Below are 12867 nucleotides of genomic sequence, written 5' to 3'. Positions count from 1 at the left end.
TGCCCCGCAAACCGGGCCAATGTGGCTCGATTGCGGTTCAAAAAACGCCCCACGCGCCATCTGCGCCAAACTTCGGCTCCCGTGCAAAGCCCTCCTTGAGGGGGAGATGCCAAGTGGTGGCAAAGAGGGCAGGACAGAGGGGGTACTGTCCCGCCGACCTAGGTCTGTACTGCCCCACATTCTCACCGCCTCACGCGCGATTTCAGCCAGCGGTCGAAGGCCACGGCGAGAATCAGGATCAGGCCGATGACGATGCTTTGCGTGTAGGACGAGACGTTGTTGAACTGCAGCCCGTTCTGCAGCACGCCGATCAGTGCCGCGCCCACCACGGTGCCGCCGACCGAGCCGATGCCGCCGAACAGCGAGGTGCCGCCGATGACGACCGCCGAGATCACCGTGAGCTCGTAGCCGATGCCGGCGACGGCTTCCGAGGAATTGAGCCTCGCCGACAGCACGAAGGCGGCAAGGCCGGCGAAGAAGCCGACGATGACATAAACCGAGATCAAAATGCGGTCGACGCGCAGGCCCGACAGCCGCGCCGCCTCGGCATTGCCGCCGACGGCGTAGACCGCGCGGCCGTAGCGCGTGTAGCGCAGCACGATGTGGCAGAGGATCGCGGCGGCCGCGAAGATGATCGCCGGCACCGGCACCGGGCCGATCAGCCCGGTGCCGAACCAGCGCATCGAGGCGTCGAAGCCGGAGATCGGGCCGCCGTTCGAGATCGTCAGCGTCAGGCCGCGAAAGACGGTGAGGCCGCCAAGCGTGACGACGAAGGGCGGCACCTTCAGCCTGGTGATAGCAAAGCCCTGGACGCCGCCGGCCATGGCACCGACGACGACGGCAGCCAATAGGGCTGCGAACCAGCCAAAGCCTTGCGTGCCGGACGTCGACAGCGACAGCGTGTTGGCGGTGCCGCCCTTGGCCACCACCGCCGCGACCATGCCGCAGAAAGCCAGCAGCGAACCGACCGACAGGTCGATGCCGGCAGTGAGGATGACGAAGGTCATGCCGAGCGCGATCAGCCCGGTGATCGAGATCTGCCGCATGATGTTGAAGATGTTGATGGGGTCGATGAAGCTCGGCTTCAGGACGGTGAAAACGACGATCAGCAGCGCCAGGAACATCAGCGGGCCGAAGCTCATCAGCAGGCGCGCGACATTGATGCCGCCGCGCTGGGTCTGTTCGGTCGTGCTGGTCATTGCGTCGCTTCCTGCGTTTGATCGAGCGCCATCAGTTCCATCAGTTTTTCCTCGGTCGCCTCGATGCCGGGCATCTCGCCGGTGATGCGGCCGCGCCGCATGGTGACGATCCTGTCCGACACCGCAAGCACTTCGGGCAATTCCGACGAGATCATCATGATGGCGATGCCGCGCGCAGCGAGCTGCACCAGGATCTGATGCACCTCCGCCTTGGCGCCGACATCGACGCCGCGTGTCGGTTCATCGACGATCAGCACCTTGGGGTCGCGCGCCAGCCAGCGGGCGAGGATGACCTTCTGCTGGTTGCCGCCGGACAGCCCCTCTATTGGCTGCTCGGGCGAGCCCATGCGGATCGACAGCGTCTTCCTGTAGCTCGCCAGCGCTTCGCGCTCGCGGCGCTCGGCCATGAAGCCGAGACCGTTGGAGTAGCGGCCTAGCGCGGCGACGGAAAAGTTGGTCAGGATGCCGAGCGCGGCGAAGATCGCCTGATGCTTGCGGTCTTCCGGCACCAGGCCGATGCCGAGCGCGATGGCGTCGGCGGGTGTTTCAGGCGCGATCGGCTTACCGTCGAGCGTGATGGTGCCTGCGGCAATGCGGTCGGCGCCGAAGATGGCGCGGGCAAGCTCGGTGCGGCCGGAGCCGACGAGGCCGGCGACACCGAGAATCTCGCCCGCCTTGAGGTCGAGGTCGACGCCTTCGAGCACAATGGCGTGCGGCGCCTGCGGATCGCGCACCGTGCGCAGGCCGCGCACGGAAAGCCTGACGGCGCCGGCGACGTCGCGCAGCGTCGGCCTGGCATAAAGCTCGGACGCGGCGCGGCCGACCATCTTCTCGATGATTTTCGGCAGTTTGATCGGCCCGCCGTTGCGGTCGAGATGGCCGGCCAGCCTGCCGTCGCGCAGCACCGTCATGCGATCGCAGATGGCAGAGGCCTCTTCCAGCCGATGGGTGACGAACATGATGGCGACGCCGTCCTTGCGCAGCCGGTCCATGATCGACATCAGCTTCTGCACTTCCGTTTCGGTCAGCGCCGAGGTCGGCTCGTCCATGATGATGAGGCGGCTCTTCAGCGACAGCGCGCGGGCGATCTCGACCAGCTGCTGTTCGGCCACCGACAGTGCCGACACCGGCGTCGCCGGGTCGAGATCCAGACCGACCCGGGCGATGATGCCGCGGGAGTCCTCCTCCATCTTCCGCCAGCTGACAAGCCCGAGCGGCCCAAGCGGCGCGCGGCCGATGAAGATATTTTCCGCCACGGTGAGCGTCGGGATCAGGCTCAGTTCCTGATAGATGGTGACGATGCCGAGGCGCTTGGCATCTTGCGGGTTGTGCGGATGGAATTCGACGCCGTCGAAGACGATGCGGCCGCTGGACGGTGGCATCACGCCCGACAGGATCTTGAGCAGCGTCGACTTGCCGGCGCCGTTCTCGCCGAGCAGGCCGAGGATTTCGCCGGGCCGAACCTCGAGCGAGACATCGCTGAGCGCAGTCACGCCGGCAAAGCGCTTGGTCACGCCTTCTACGGCAAGCAGGGCGGTATTGGGCAATGGCGCAGTGGCTACGGCTGGAGACAAAAAATCCTCCCTGAAAGATGAGATCGATCGTTCCGATTGTTACAAGGTCGGCGGGACAGCGCCCCCTCTGTCCTGCCGGACATCTCCCCCACAAGGGGGGAGATTGCGCCTTCATCACTGGTTTCGCCAATCACCAACGTTGCAGAGGGAGAGCCGGCGTTGAAGCTGCCAATCTCCCCCCAAGTGGGGGAGATGCCCGGCAGGGCAGAGGGGGGCGCGGCAGAACTCTACTTTTGCCGCTATGCGCCCTCGGCGTCTCCCTACTTCGTCTCGCCCAGCCTCTCCGCCTTGTCGAGATTGTCCTTGCCGATGACGATCGGCGTCAGCAGCACGAGCTTTTCCTTCGGTTCGGTCTTGTCCTTGGCATAGGCGACGGCGATCTGCACCGCGGTGCGCGACTGCTCGCCGGGGAATTGTTCGACGGTGCCGGCCAGCTTGCCGTCGCGCACGGCGACCAGCGCTTCGGGAAGCGCATCGAAGCCATAGATCTTGACGTCGGTGAAGTTGCGCGCCGCGCAGGCTTCAACCGCGCCAAGCGCCATGTCGTCATTGGCGCAGATGATCGCGTCGGGCTTGCCGTTGGCGGCAAGGCCGGCCTCGGTGACGGACAGCGCCTCGGCGCGGGCGAAGTTGGCGGTCTGCTCGAAGATGATCTGATATTTGTCCTTCAGCGGATCGAGAACGTTGTGCACGCCCTTGTTGCGGTCGATCGCGGGCCCAGCACCTGGCTGGCCCTGCAAATGGAAGATCTTGGCGCCGTTCGGGAACGCCGCCACCATGGCCTGCGCCTCGGCCTCGCCGCCCTTGACATTGTCGGCGCCGACATGGGCGAGGATGCCTTCGACGCCGTCGACGCGGCGGTCGATGGTGACGACGGGAATGCCGGCCTGGACCGCCTGCTCGATCGCCGGCGCCAGCGCGTTGACGTCGAGCGGCGAGATCACGATGGCGTCGACCTTCTGCACGAGCGCGGCTTCGATGTCGGCGGTCTGCTTGGGCGCCGAGTTCTGGCCGTCGCTCTCGGTCAGGTTGACGCCTTGCGCCTGCGCCTCCGCCTTGATCTGGTTCAGCATGTGAACGAAGAACGGAAAGCCGAGGCTCGGCACCGAACCCAGGATGGTCAGCTTGTCCTGGGCGACCGCCAGTTGCGGAGCGGCCAGAGCCAATGTGCCCATCGCCACGGACGACAGCAGGAATTCACGTCTGTTCATCAATTTAGTCTCCTCCACATGAGCGCATGGACCGAAAACCGGAATCGGTCTCCGGCAGGTTCATGCGTCGATCTAGAAATGGAGTGTCCTTTGAGCGCCCAAGGGGACGCAACGGCGCTCCAGCCGGTCCACCGCGACGTTCTCCTCCGCTCGGTGCCTGCGAGCGGATGCTAGCCAAGGCCGGAGGTTTGCGCAAGAACGGGGGGATTCGACTCGGGCCCGCGTCATGTGCCCAGGGCCGCCGGTGCTGCTCATGGCGTTGTCGGCACTTGCGCATCCGGCATTTGCGCGTCATCCCATCCGGCCAACTCGAGACCGGACCGTATCCGCTCCCGATCTTGCGAGCGCATCATGTGAAGGTCCGCCATGATACCCTGCACGGTCAGGCCGGGGTTTAGACTACGGCCCTCCCTGGTGCAGGCCCTTGCCTTGTCATATTGCCGTCAAGCGCGTGACAAGCCGCCAGCCGCGACCATTGCCAGGCACTCTTTCGCGGAAGGCAGGAAAAAGACGCCACCGCTTCCGGGTAGCGGCCAACGACAAGCAGGGCCTCACCCCGGTCATAATAATACCAGGCGGGATGCATCGGACCCAGCGCGGAACATTGGTTGGCGGATTGGCGCTCATCTCCCGGCGCAGCAGCCGGTCGATTGCCGCGTCAATGTCAAGGTCGGGGAGGCGATAGACGACACCGCGGCAGCTGCCGCCGCGGTCGAGCGCAAGCATCAGCCCGGGCCGCTCGCACGTGCCGCGCCAGCGGGTCAGTCATAGCGAAAATCGCCGATGCCAGCCATGGACGGTTGCCGGTCGCTCCTCGACGAATTCGAAGCATGGGTTCCACAGCAGGGAGCCATAGGCGAAAACCCAAACGTCACGCGGGCGTCCCGCAAGCAGTTGCTTGCGAATCTCGGCATAGTCGCGATCCGCCAGATTGCGCAGTCCAGGCGCCGGGCCGGCGTCTTCGATCTTGCGATCGATCCTGGCGAGGAGGTCTTCTGTCAGGGCGATTGTCATGGCCGCTCATCCGGTTTGTCTCCCGAGAGCATCGCCGCGACACGGCATCCGCGTCCTGAACGGATGCTGATATTGTGCTGAAATCGAACGGAGCCGCAGCGGTCCAAGCTAGCGAAGCTGCCGCAGACTACCGGTCGATCGTCACCATGACGCGTTCGTTGTAGCGCTCGCCTGCGACCTTGCCCGGCGCCAGCGCATCGTCGAGCGCCTGCATTGCGGCGTCGTCGAGCTTGATCGCGGCAGCGGCGACATTCTCCTCGAGGTACTTTCTGCGCTTAGTGCCGGGGATCGGCACGATGTCGAGCCCGAAATCGCTGCCCTTGTGCAGCAGCCAAGCCAGTGCGATCTGGCCTGGCTTGACGCCCTTGGCCGCCGCGATGTCACGGACAATCCCGGCGGCCTGCACATTGATGTCGTAGTTGGCACCCTGGTAGCGCGGGTCGCCGCGCCGGAAGTCACCTTCCGGATAGTCTTCGGCTCGCTTGACGTCACCGGTGAGAAAGCCGCGGCCAAGCGGCGCGAACGGCACTAGGCCAATGCCGAGCTCGCTGAGCAGCGGGATGATCTCCGGTTCCAGATTGCGTTCCCACAGCGAATATTCGCTCTGCACCGCCGAGACCGGATGCACGGCATGCGCGCGGCGGATGTTGGCGGCGCCGGCCTCCGACAGGCCAAAGAAGCGCACCTTGCCTTCAGTGATTAATTTGCCAACAGCACCCGCCACATCCTCGGTTGGCACCGCCGGGTCGACGCGGTGCTGGTAGAGCAGGTCGATATGGTCGGTGGCGAGCCGGCTGAGCGAGCCGTCCACCGCCTCACGGATATGCTCGGGCCGGCTGTTGCGGTCGGTGCCGATTTGCTTGCCGTTTTCGATACGGAAGCCGAATTTGGTGGCGATCGTCACCTCGTCGCGCCGGCCCTTCAGCGCGCGGCCGAGCAGTTCCTCATTGGTGTGCGGGCCATAAACCTCCGCCGTGTCGAGGAAGGTGCAGCCGAGCTCGATGGCGCGGTGCAGTGTGGCAATCGATTCCGCCTCGTCGGCCGGGCCGTAGGACTGGCTCATGCCCATGCAGCCGAGGCCGATCACCGATACCTGCAGCCCCTGGCTGCCCAGCTTGCGTGTGCTCAAGGTCATGGATGAGATCTCCGGATAATGTCAGGGTTCGCGTGCGTCGGGACAATTGCGTCAGGACCATATAGAGCTCCCGCTCAGTTTCCACAGTCGCTCGGGCTCCGGGCCGGCCGCACGATCGCGTGAGGTTAAGAGGAAGACGACCCGTTCCTGCCGCTCTTCGAAGCTATGCCGGCCGGCCCCATGCAAATCTTCCGGGTCACGTCCACGCTGTCTCAGGACGGTAGGGCGCGGACCTAGGTCGTCGAAGGCCGGGGTCTTCTTTGCGTCGGGCTGACGACTTCACCGCCGCCTTCGATTTCAAGGAAGCGCTTGAAAAGGTGACAACCGACGTCAGCCTGCAAGTTGATGCAGCGCGGGAGCGACTGCAGGAGTCGGTGCGGCTCGCCCGATCTATGCCGGCCGATCAAGCCTGAGTTTGCTTGCCATCATGTTCAACCGGGGCAGCAGCAACGATATCAAAGGCTTGCGTATTGGCTTTTCGATGAAGAATGAAACCACGAAGGACGCCGACAGCAACGCCGTCAGCACAATTGCGAGGGCGGCCCACCGGCCGACCGCCGGCGACAGCGCGTTTAGCCAGAGCGTGCCGATTTCCTGATGCAGGAGGTAGAGTGGGTAGGTGAGCCCGCCCAAAATAAGCACCAGTGGCGTTGGTGCGATGCGGCGACGCAACAGGAGAGCCCCACCGAACAGGGCATAAACGACGACATTTGCGGCAAGCAGACTTGAAAGCGGCGGAGAGAATCCGAAATGAGCCTGCATCCAATCGGCGCCTGCGGTCACTTCCTTGCATGACAGCAGGAACGCCGCGCCGAGCAGCAGCAGCGCCTCGGTGGACGACCCTTTGGCGACGATGTGCTGGGCGATGATGCCGCCGGCGAAATACGGCGCGTATTGCGTGATGAACACCATCTGCAGGGCTGTGCTGTGGACGACCGACTCGTTGAGGACGGACATCAGCAGCCATGCCGCCACGAGCTGCAGCTTCCAGCGCGAGAAGACGCCGAAGAACAGAGCGATCGCGACCCAGCCATAGAAAACGATCTCAAGTACGATCGACCAGTAGACACCGTCCACGAAGGATCTGTTGAAGGCCGGGGCGACGATAAAGAGGTTGGCGGCCCACGTGCTTGGGTCATATGGAAGGGTCGGATTGGCCGCCAACGTTTGCACGACGAAGCTGGCGGTCATGCAGACAAGGAAGCCGGGATAAAGCCGCGCGAACCTTGCCGCGGCGAATTCCGTCCAGTTCCTGCCTTCTGCCGACCAGGCGATGACGAAACCGCTGATCAGAAAAAATAGATTGACGCCCATATAGCCGTAGATGGCGAGGGAGCCGGCTTCGGGGTAGCCGTGCACCAGCAGTGGCGGCAGGTAGGATCCGTGGAAAAAATAGTGGAAGAATAGAACAGCCAAAGCCGCGACCAGCCGCAACAAATCCAGCGAGCCCATGCGCTCGGATTTGCGGCTTGTTGATCCAGACGCCATTGCACCACCCGTCCGATTGCCGACACGCTAGGCGCGGGAGAAGCGGGAGGCAATTAAGCCGGATGGATTACACCATGGGACGGCGATGGCTGCGGCGAGTGTCAGGCGACCGGCACCGGGGCTGAGCGCGAGGTGCCGGACTTCGACGACAGGCGCAGTCGAAAGCTGACGCGCCGGCTGAGTGGGTGAAAGGTAGCTTGGTTCATGCCCGGAAATTGACAGAACACCCGGTCTCGGCCATCCTTATGCCAGCCGCCTTCTCCTGCGGCCGCGTGTGTATGAGCAGTCCATGGCCAGTTCCGTCACCAGCCAGAATTCCAAGCGTGCCGCGGTGCGCAAGGCGCTCGACCGCCACAAGGTCTATATCACCGCTCAGAGCTTTTCCGCCGGCGCCTACAAAGCGCGTGTCCTCGTTGACGGCGAGGCCTATTGGGTCGACGAATTCCGACTGACCCAGCTCCAGCAGGGTCTGTCGCCGGCCGAGCTCGAACTAACGCCGGCCACCGACGATTGAGCTGTGCGAGGCACGACATCGGCCTGCCGCATGCTGACAAAATGATTCAAGCGATGCGGGTCAAGTCCTTGTTTTTGCGCAGCCGCCGCATCCGGCCTGGCATGCGGACATGACGCCGAAACTCAAGGCCTATCGCGCCAAGCGCGAATTCAGCAAGACGCCGGAACCCGTCGGCGGGCTGGTTGCCGGAGAAGGCAATCGCTTCGTCGTGCACAAACACCATGCCACATCAGACCACTATGATTTACGTCTGCAGGTCGGCGGTGTGCTGAAGAGCTGGGCGGTGCCTCGCGGCCCGTCGCTCAATCCCGCCGACAAGCGGTTGGCGGTCGAGACCGAGGACCATCCGCTTGAATATATCGACTTCGAAGGCGTCATTCCCGAGGGCGAATATGGCGGCGGGCCGATGATCGTCTGGGACACCGGCGTCTGGGCGCCGATGGACGACGTCGAAAAGAGCTTGCGCACCGGTTCCTTCAAATTCCGCCTCGCCGGCGAGAAGCTGAATGGCGGCTGGATGCTGACCAGGCTAAAGGCCAAGCCCGGCGACGACGAGAAGAAGAACTGGCTGCTGTTCAAGGAGCGCGATCTCGCCGCCGACGTCAAGCTCGACATACTGGAAGCCCGGCCGGAAAGCGTCAAATCCGGCCGCCGCATCGAGGAACTGGTCGAAGCGCCGAAGCCAGTTCCCAAACCTGCGAAACCGGTCGTGCTGAAGCTGGCGCTTTGCCGGGCGCCGTCAAGGCGCCGCCTTCCCGGATCGGGCCGCAGCTGGCCACGCAGGTTTCGAAGCCGCCGGGCGGCGATGATCCCGCGGACCGCACGGGCGAAATCTGGCTGCACGAAATCAAGTTCGACGGCTATCGCACCATGGCGCATCTGGCTGAGGGCGAGGTGCGGCTGATCACCCGCGCCGGCCTCGACTGGACCCGGCGCTATGGCGACCTGCCGCATGCCTTCGCCAGGCTGCCATGCCGTGATACAATCATCGACGGCGAGATCGTTGCGCTCGACGCCAAGGGCATCAGCCGCTTTGCGCTGCTGCAGGATGCATTGGCGCAAGGCGCCGGCAACAAGCTCCACTTTTACGCCTTCGATCTCTTGCATCTCGACGGCTGGGACCTGAGAAAAGCGCCGCTCGGCCGGCGCAAGGCGCTGCTGTCGCAATTGCTGTCCGGGTTGGGCGCCAACTCCGCCATCCAGTTCAGTGACCACGTCGAAGGCGATGGCCAGGCGCTCTACGACCAGGCTTCCGAGATGGGACTAGAAGGCGTCGTCTCCAAGCGCGCCACAGCAATCTACCAGAGCGGCCGCACCAAGACCTGGACCAAGATCAAGGCGCTGAAGAACGGCGACTTCATCATCGCCGGCTACACCACCTCCGATGCAGCCGAGGGACTGGCCGCACTCGGCCTCGGCGAATTCGAGGATGGCGAACTGCACTATCGCGGCAAGGTCGGCACCGGCTTCGACGCCGCCACCGCCGCCGACCTGCTGGCTCGGCTGGAGCCCTTGCGCGCCGGCGCGTCTGCACCCGAAGGGGTTCCGCGCGAGATCATGCGCGAGATGAACTGGGTGCGGCCGCTGCTCTCGGCCCATATTCACTATGCCAACCGCACGGCGGACAATGCGCTGCGCCATGCGGTGTTCCGCGGACTCAGGGATGTCGGCCTGTCGACGCCGGTGTCGGCCAAGCGCAAGCGGCTGATCGCCGAGGCCGACCTAGCCACGATCTGGGTGACCAATCCGACGCGGCGGCTGTTCGGCAAGACCGGACCGACCAAGCTCGACATCGCCGTCTACTACGCGCTGGTCGGCGATTTCATGCTGCCGCACATCCTCGGCCGCCCGGTGTCGCTGGTGCGCTGCCCGACCGGCGAGCCGCAGGACTGCTTCTTCCAGCGCCACGCTTTCACCGGCATGCCTTCATCGGTGGCGACCTTCGAGGCGACCAATTCCGAGGGCGAGACCAAATCCTATCTGTCGGTGGAAGATGCCAAGGGCTATCTGGCGCTGGCGCAGTTCGGCGTCGTCGAGTTCCACACCTGGGGCACCCACCGCACGCGGCTCGACAAGCCCGACCTGATCGTCTTCGACCTCGACCCGGGCGAGGGGGTTAGCTGGCGCGAGGTTGTCGAGGCGGCGGTGCATATCCGTGCCGAGCTGGAGGCGATGGGGCTGGTGCCGTTCGCCAAAACCTCAGGCGGCAAGGGCATCCACATATCAGTGCCGGTGACGCAAAAACAGAACTGGAAGAAACTGCACCAGGCGACCAGCGCCATCTCCTCGGCGTTGGCCGCCACGGCGCCCGACACCTTCACCACCACCATGGGCAAGGACAACCGCAAGCGGCGCATCTTCATCGACTACCATCGCAATGCGCGCGGCCATACCTCGGCGGCGCCTTACTCGCTGCGCGCCCGCACCAACCTGCCGGCCTCGACGCCGGTGAGCTGGTCCGATCTGGAATCCATCGACGCTCCGGAAGATTTGAATTATTCTTCGCTCCCGGGCCTTCTGGCCACCTCCGGCGATCCCTGGGCCGACATGGAAGATTTCGCTAGGGATTTGCCGGTATTGTGACGGCGATGTAGGTTTTGCGCAGCGTCGTTCGTCCTTTGGACGAAGCGCTGCGAACAGTTCGACAGTGCACGCCGCGTAGGAGAGTTTCATGGCGCCCAGGGCAAGTTGGAAAGGTTATCTCAAGCTCAGTCTCGTCAGCTGTCCGGTCCGGCTTTATCCGGCGACGAGCGCCAGCGAGCGGATCAGCTTCAATCAGCTGCACAAGGACACCCACAACCGCATCAACATGAAGCCGGTCGACCCCGAGTTGGGGCTGGTCGAGCGCTCGGACCTGGTCAAGGGCTACGAATACGAGGATAAGCAGTACATCATCATCGACGATGCCGACCTTGAGGCGGTGCGCATCGAATCCAACCACACGATGAACATCGAGGCCTTTGTCGACGAGAATTCGGTCGACGTCATCTATCAGGACGCGCCGTACTACCTGGCGCCGGACGGCGCGATGGCGGAGGAAACCTTCGCGGTGCTGCGCGAAGCCATGCGCAAGTCCGGCAAGCTGGCGATCGCCCGCCTGGTGCTGTCCAGCCGCGAGCGCGTGGTGACGATCGGCGCGCGCGAGAACGGCATGTTCGTCTGCACCTTGAGGAACCCGAACGAAGTGCGCGGCACGGCTGAATATTTCGGCAACATCCCGGCCGGCAAGCCCGACCCGGAAATGCTTGAGCTCGCCGAAGCGCTGATCAAGCAGAAGGAAACCACCTTCGATCCGAAGAACTACGAGGATCGCTACGAGATCGCGCTGATGGCGATGATCCGCGAGAAGCTCAAGGGCCACAAGCCGATCATCGCCGCCGCTCCCGAGCGCGGCAATGTGATCAACCTGATGGATGCGCTGAAGGCCAGCCTGTCGCAATCGGCCAAGCCGCCGGCCAAGAGCAAGAGCAAGGCCGATGAAGGGGCGAAGCCCGCGGCCAAGGGCAAAACCCCAGCGGCCAAGGAAAATCCGCTCAGGGCCAACCTTCTCAAGGCCGTCGGCAAGAGCAAGGCGTGACGGCGCTTGCCGGCACCGCCTTCGGCAGCATTGGCGCGCTGGCGGCGTTTCCGCTGAGGCTGGCCGCGCGTGAAGTCGAGCGCCAGCACGGCCAGTTGCGGCGCGGCGTCACCCGGCGCACCACCCATGTGGTGTTCGGCCGCTTGTATCTCGCCAAGGCGGGGGATGCCGAGATCGAGCGCCGTGTCGGCGCCGAGCGCGCGGCCGGCCGAAAGCTGATCAGCGAAAACGGTTTTCTGCGCCTGCTCGGGCTGATGAAGGCGCCGGAGGCCTCGGCCCTGTCGCGGCAGTCGCTCCTCGATCAATCGCGGTTGGCCGCCGCCGATCTCGACCTTCTCAGTCTGTTCGACGCTTTCGAGCATGATTGCGAGCCCTATTCGTTTCGCGACCTGATCCTGGCCCGCAAATATGCCGGGCTGGTCGCCGGCGGCGCCTCGTGGGGCGCAATCGCGCGCTCCGTGCACCGCTCCGGCCCGGTCGCCTCGCTGACCGCCAAGTCGCTCAATGTAGGCTCGCAGCATGGGCGCGCGGATCAGATCTACCTCGAAGGCGGCCAGAGCGAACTCGACGGGCAATTGCTGTTCGACTTGGGGTCGCCGGATGACGACACGCTGGAAGAACTGTTCGCCGACGCCGAGGCGGCGGAAGAGGCTGAAGACCACGAGCGGGCTGCGGCACTCTACCAGCGCTGTCTCGCCATCGATCCGAGCGATGCGATTGCCGCCTTCAACCGCGCCAACTGCCTGCGCGCCTCCGGCCGCGCGGTCGAGGCGGCGCACGACTATGCCCGCGCCATCAAGTGTGACCCCGGCTTTGTCGAGGCCTGGTTCAACCTGGCCGGGCTGATGAGCGAGCAGGGCCGCGAGGCCTCGGCACGCCGGCATCTGCAAAAGGCGATCGCGCTCGATCCCAATTATGCCGATGCGGTGTTCAACCTGGCACGGCTGGAGTTCGACGCCGGCAACCTTGCCGAGGCACGGCGGAGCTGGTCGCGCTACCTCGAACTCGACGCCAATTCCGAATGGGCGCGCATGGCGATCAAGGGTATTCAGTTCGTCGATTTGCAGCTGGCGCGGATGTCGGGGTGAGTTCGTTTGGTCGCGCTTGAACACCCCCCTCTGGCCTGCCGGCCATCTCCCCCGCAAGGGGGGAGAT

At 64.4% G+C, this 12867-nt stretch carries 8 protein-coding genes and 3 pseudogenes; 5 read left to right on the top strand and 6 right to left on the bottom strand.

The features are described from left to right. Positions 1 to 182: 182 nt before the first annotated feature. The 5 genes and pseudogenes from NKH12_RS27930 to NKH12_RS27910 form a co-directional block, all read right to left on the bottom strand. Entirely contained in the window at positions 183 to 1199 is a 1017-nt protein-coding gene (locus NKH12_RS27930) for an ABC transporter permease (RefSeq protein ID WP_095493213.1), read from the bottom strand. Then, positions 1196 to 2773 (bottom strand): sugar ABC transporter ATP-binding protein, encoded by a 1578-nt coding sequence (locus tag NKH12_RS27925; RefSeq protein WP_352956094.1) that lies wholly within the window; start codon positions 2771 to 2773, stop codon positions 1196 to 1198. Before NKH12_RS27925 ends, NKH12_RS27930 begins: the two co-directional genes overlap by 4 nt. Positions 2774 to 3033: 260 nt before the next feature. Further along, positions 3034 to 3984, bottom strand: a complete 951-nt coding sequence (locus NKH12_RS27920) for a substrate-binding domain-containing protein (RefSeq protein ID WP_095482760.1) — start codon at positions 3982 to 3984, stop codon at positions 3034 to 3036. Positions 3985 to 4416: 432 nt separating this feature from the next. Beyond that, positions 4417 to 4998: pseudogene (locus tag NKH12_RS27915) on the bottom strand (gamma-glutamylcyclotransferase). A gap of 127 nt (positions 4999 to 5125) precedes the next feature. Next, complete coding sequence (locus NKH12_RS27910) at positions 5126 to 6133, bottom strand: aldo/keto reductase (RefSeq protein WP_352956093.1); 1008 nt, start codon at positions 6131 to 6133, stop codon at positions 5126 to 5128. Positions 6134 to 6316: 183 nt separating this feature from the next. Between NKH12_RS27910 and NKH12_RS27905 the strand changes: the two are divergent. Further along, a pseudogene (locus NKH12_RS27905) lies at positions 6317 to 6468 on the top strand (sodium-independent anion transporter); the annotation flags it as partial. Positions 6469 to 6523: 55 nt separating this feature from the next. On the opposite strand, the gene NKH12_RS27900 reads toward NKH12_RS27905, so the two are convergent. Further along, entirely contained in the window at positions 6524 to 7567 is a 1044-nt protein-coding gene (locus tag NKH12_RS27900; RefSeq protein ID WP_352956092.1) for an acyltransferase family protein, read from the bottom strand. 343 nt (positions 7568 to 7910) lie between these two features. Between NKH12_RS27900 and NKH12_RS27895 the strand changes: the two genes are divergently transcribed. From NKH12_RS27895 to NKH12_RS27880, 4 genes and pseudogenes are all read left to right on the top strand, one after another. Then, complete coding sequence (locus tag NKH12_RS27895; protein WP_352956091.1) at positions 7911 to 8135, top strand: hypothetical protein; 225 nt, start codon at positions 7911 to 7913, stop codon at positions 8133 to 8135. 109 nt (positions 8136 to 8244) lie between these two features. Then, positions 8245 to 10718, top strand: a pseudogene (gene ligD, locus NKH12_RS27890) (DNA ligase D). Between the two features lie 88 nt (positions 10719 to 10806). Then, the gene (ku, locus tag NKH12_RS27885) at positions 10807 to 11712 is read left to right on the top strand and encodes a non-homologous end joining protein Ku (RefSeq protein WP_352956090.1); all 906 of its coding nucleotides are present in this window, start codon (positions 10807 to 10809) and stop codon (positions 11710 to 11712) included. Continuing rightward, on the top strand, positions 11709 to 12800 hold the full coding sequence (locus NKH12_RS27880; protein WP_352956089.1) for a tetratricopeptide repeat protein: 1092 nt from the start codon (positions 11709 to 11711) through the stop codon (positions 12798 to 12800). Before ku ends, NKH12_RS27880 begins: the two co-directional genes overlap by 4 nt. The last annotated feature ends 67 nt before the right edge of the window (positions 12801 to 12867 follow it).

This window comes from Mesorhizobium sp. M1322 (assembly GCF_040318085.1).
Taxonomy (GTDB): Bacteria; Pseudomonadota; Alphaproteobacteria; order Rhizobiales; family Rhizobiaceae; genus Mesorhizobium.
The sequence above is the reverse complement of the archived record's forward strand: the minus strand, read 5'-3'. Positions and strand labels throughout refer to the sequence as shown.

What these genes read in the sequence shown, in the direction of transcription:
- NKH12_RS27920 (WP_095482760.1), bottom strand. Translation starts at nt 3,984, where the DNA reads ATGAACAGACGTGAATTCCTGCTGTCGTCCGTGGCGATGGGCACATTG.
- NKH12_RS27895 (WP_352956091.1), top strand. Translation starts at nt 7,911, where the DNA reads ATGGCCAGTTCCGTCACCAGCCAGAATTCCAAGCGTGCCGCGGTGCGC.
- NKH12_RS27930 (WP_095493213.1), bottom strand. Translation starts at nt 1,199, where the DNA reads ATGACCAGCACGACCGAACAGACCCAGCGCGGCGGCATCAATGTCGCG.
- ku (WP_352956090.1), top strand. Translation starts at nt 10,807, where the DNA reads ATGGCGCCCAGGGCAAGTTGGAAAGGTTATCTCAAGCTCAGTCTCGTC.
- NKH12_RS27910 (WP_352956093.1), bottom strand. Translation starts at nt 6,133, where the DNA reads ATGACCTTGAGCACACGCAAGCTGGGCAGCCAGGGGCTGCAGGTATCG.